Source organism: Nonomuraea sp. NPDC049709 (assembly GCF_040674815.1).
In the GTDB taxonomy this organism is placed as follows: domain Bacteria; phylum Actinomycetota; class Actinomycetes; order Streptosporangiales; family Streptosporangiaceae; genus Nonomuraea.
Map to the genome: position 1 here is coordinate 1 of NZ_JBFANM010000189.1, position 3195 is coordinate 3195.

5 protein-coding genes are annotated in these 3195 nt (G+C 66.2%); 4 read left to right on the forward strand and 1 reads right to left on the reverse strand.

All coding sequences use genetic code 11. The annotated features are described in order from the left end of the window. Together AB0J69_RS61530 and AB0J69_RS61535 are read left to right on the forward strand one after the other, a co-directional pair. Positions 1 to 210: hypothetical protein (locus AB0J69_RS61530; RefSeq protein WP_364138631.1), on the forward strand; the 210-nt coding region annotated here is incomplete at its 5' end. 99 nt (positions 211 to 309) lie between these two features. Then, positions 310 to 495: a hypothetical protein gene (locus AB0J69_RS61535; protein WP_364138633.1), complete on the forward strand. Its 186-nt coding sequence runs from the start codon at positions 310 to 312 to the stop codon at positions 493 to 495. 55 nt (positions 496 to 550) lie between these two features. Here AB0J69_RS61535 and AB0J69_RS61540 read toward each other — a convergent pair whose 3' ends face one another. Continuing rightward, positions 551 to 1219 (reverse strand): SMI1/KNR4 family protein, encoded by a 669-nt coding sequence (locus tag AB0J69_RS61540; RefSeq protein ID WP_364138636.1) that lies wholly within the window; start codon positions 1217 to 1219, stop codon positions 551 to 553. Positions 1220 to 2129: 910 nt separating this feature from the next. Between AB0J69_RS61540 and AB0J69_RS61545 the strand changes: the two genes are divergently transcribed. Then, on the forward strand, positions 2130 to 2435 hold the full coding sequence (locus AB0J69_RS61545) for a transposase (protein WP_364138638.1): 306 nt from the start codon (positions 2130 to 2132) through the stop codon (positions 2433 to 2435). Then, the gene (locus AB0J69_RS61550) at positions 2435 to 3154 is read left to right on the forward strand and encodes an IS3 family transposase (protein ID WP_364138640.1); all 720 of its coding nucleotides are present in this window, start codon (positions 2435 to 2437) and stop codon (positions 3152 to 3154) included. The genes AB0J69_RS61545 and AB0J69_RS61550 overlap by 1 nt, the downstream gene beginning before the upstream one ends. Positions 3155 to 3195 lie beyond the last annotated feature (41 nt).

The window sequence follows — 3195 nt, forward strand, 5'->3', positions numbered from 1 at the left end:
CGGGAGGTGGCCCACGCCATGGACGTTCCGACGGCGAAGTGGGCCGCCAAGGTCCTGGAGTACCCGGCCGGCGGGCTCGGGCTGTCCGGTCCCGGATGGCCGTGGACGCTGGCCCTGCGCCCGCTCGTCCTGGGCCTGGCAGGACTGGCCGCCGCCTGGCTGATCCGGCGGGCCTGCACCCACCAGCCGGCGGACGGCGGCGGTAGATGACGGCACTGCGCGTGACGGAGTGTTGGAGTTCTGGTCGGCGCTGGGTGAGGTGTTTCCGCGGACCAAGGCTCAGAGGTGGCTGGTTTCACAAGATCGCTAATGAGCTCGGCCGCCGTGGTGAGCAACGGCACGCTGCATACCGTGGACTTGGCCGGCGAGCTTGTGGAGGCCGGGTTGAAGGACACGCAGATCACCTTTGACGGCGACCAGGCCATTCATGATCGAGTCAGGACGACCAGGACCGGCAAGGGTTTCCGGGCGACAACTACACGCGAACCCACTTGATCATGGCCTCGGTCATGTGCGGCCCCCTGACTCCGCAGCCCGATCGTGATGCCGGCTACACAACACGAAGCTCGATCAAGCTGTCGAAGGCGACGCGCGGATCTGCCGGTATGACGCTGTGGTACGTATCGGCGTCGTACCGCAGCACCCCCCGCTCGAGCAGGTCGACGTACCTGGCCAGAAAGTCCTGGAAGTCTTCACCCGCGACCGAGAAGTCGCACTCGTTCTTGGTGAGGATCACCTGGCCGAGGGCTCCGGCCGGATCGGGCACGAAATCGAGGTACATGTAGGCCGACGCCTCCTGTCCGGCGATCGGCAGGCGCCCGGCATGGGTCACCGTTGGGAAGGCGCGGACACGGTCGTCGTCGGCGGTTTCCTCCGATATCCCTTCGACGGCGGACGCGTTCTCCGCTTCGAAGGCTCGCTCCTCCCGCCAGGTCGCGAGGATGTCCCGAAGCGGAAGCAGGACCATCTGGTTGGGCAACCAACGCACCCACTCGATCTCGTCTTCGGACCGGCGACCTGTTCCAGGGACGAACTGGCCATCGTGCACAAGCAGCGAGGCCCGAAACGACTCGGAGAAGATCCGGCCGACTGCCTGCTCGGCTGCCTCGATCTGGGCGGCGCGGGCGGGGGGGCCGAACACCGCCTCGGACGGCGGCAGAGCCGGTTGAGTGTCGACCCAATGCTCCACGCGCGTCCATAACTCCCGCATCTCTTTCATCCGTCATCTTCCTTTCGACATCCTCCACCCGCCGGAAGGCGAGGGAAGATATCACGTGCTCCACGCCTCATGGACAGTGGTGACATAGGGGTTGGCTCCGGCGAGCAGTGGGTTGCGGGCCTTGTAGCCAGTGGCGGCTGCGCGGCCGCGTCCGTGGTCACGACGGCGTCCGCTGCGGTCGCCCTGCCACGCCGCCCGCCCGCGGCGTCCCTGTCGTGTTTGTCGCAGTACCGTGCATGAGACGATCCTGGACATTCCGGCGACAGGAGGAACAGCGGCATCGCGGGTTCTCGCAGCACCCTTGACCACCGCGGGGACGGGATCCAAGGACGCCCGGTTGGGGGAGCCAGCGCCGGGAGATCCCGCTGACCGCGATGCTGGACGACCACCGGGCGCTCGACAACACCGCTCTGGGGGAACGCCGCGAGGCATATCGCAGGGCGAAGGTCTCCGTCCGCGACGGCAACCAGTCGGCCCACCTGAAGAAGATCCGTACCGCCGACCCCGAAGGCCAGGGGCGTTGGTCATTCACCTCCCAGAAACAGACGCTGCGCCGGTTGAATAAGGCATTCGACACCTCTTCCGCCGCGTCAAGGCGGGCGAGAAACCCACTCGTGGTTTTAGGGCCGGGCTGGTTCGACACCGTCATCCTGGTCGAAGGCGACGGCGCGAGGTGGAACCCCCCAGTCTCGCCACCCGTCGGCAACCTTCGTCCGCCTCCAAGACATCGGGTACGTGCGATTACACGAGCACCACCCCCTGGCCAGACAGGTTAAACAGATCGAGATCAAACGGCAGGGATCGCTGGCATGCGTGAACCGTGCCGGGTTTGTTGGAGACTGTGGTGTGTCCCGGGTTGAGTGGAGGCGGATTACTGGATTCTTGTGCCACTTGATGAGAGGAAAGTGGCATGGGACGACGGGGCTATCCGCCCGAGTTCCGGCGCAAGGTGCTGGATCTACTCGAGGCGGGACGTAAGGTCACCGACCTGGCGCACGATCTGGAGATCAGCAGTCAGACGATCTACAGCTGGCGGCGGCAAGACCGCATCGATCGCGGCCTGGAGCCCGGCTTGACCAGCAGCGAGAAGATCGAGTTAGCGGACGCCAAGCGCCGCATCGCCGAGTTGGAGACAGAACTGCAGGCCACTCGGCGGGCGATCGAGCTGGTGCGAGAGGTGGTGCCCCCAAAAGACGGTTCGAGGCCATCGCGGTGATGGTCGGCGAAGGTATCCCCGTCGAGGTGGCCTGCCGCGTGCTGGACGTCTCGGTGTCCGGCTACTACGCCTGGCGGGATCGGCCGCCCTTGCCGAGGACCATCCGGCATGTCTGGCTGACCGACCTGATCCGGCAGATCCATCAGTGCTCCCGAGGCACCTACGGCGCCCGCCGGGTGCACGCCGAGCTGCGCCTGGGCCACCAGGTCCCGGTCAGCCACGGAGCGGTGGAGTTACTCATGCAGCGAGCAGGGCTGCAAGGCCTCAGCGGCCGGCCCAAGTGGCGGCGCGCCAAGCCCGACCAGATCGCCGTCGACCTGGTGGACCGAGCCTTCGCACGGACTGGTCCCAATCAGTTGTGGGTTACCGACATCACCGAACACCCGACCCGGGAGGGCAAGGTGTACTGCTGTGTGGTGCTGGATGCCTACTCACGCCGGGTGGTCGGGTGGTCGATCGACTCGACCCAGACCGCCACCCTCGTGACCAGCGCCTTGGGCATGGCCATCGACAACCGCACGCCCGCGGGCACGATCATCCACTCCGACCAGGGCGTCCAGGGCGGATTCAACCGGTCGTCGCAACACCTTGCAGTTCGGCTCCTGGGCCTTCACCCAACGCGCCAAGGACTCCGGCCTGCTGCCCTCGATGGGGAGCGTCGGGGACTCCCTCTTAACCGGCTAATACCTATGTTTCCTCAGGTCAGCGACACGCCGTGATCTGCTACCTGCTGGCCGGATGGGGTCATCGCGGATACATC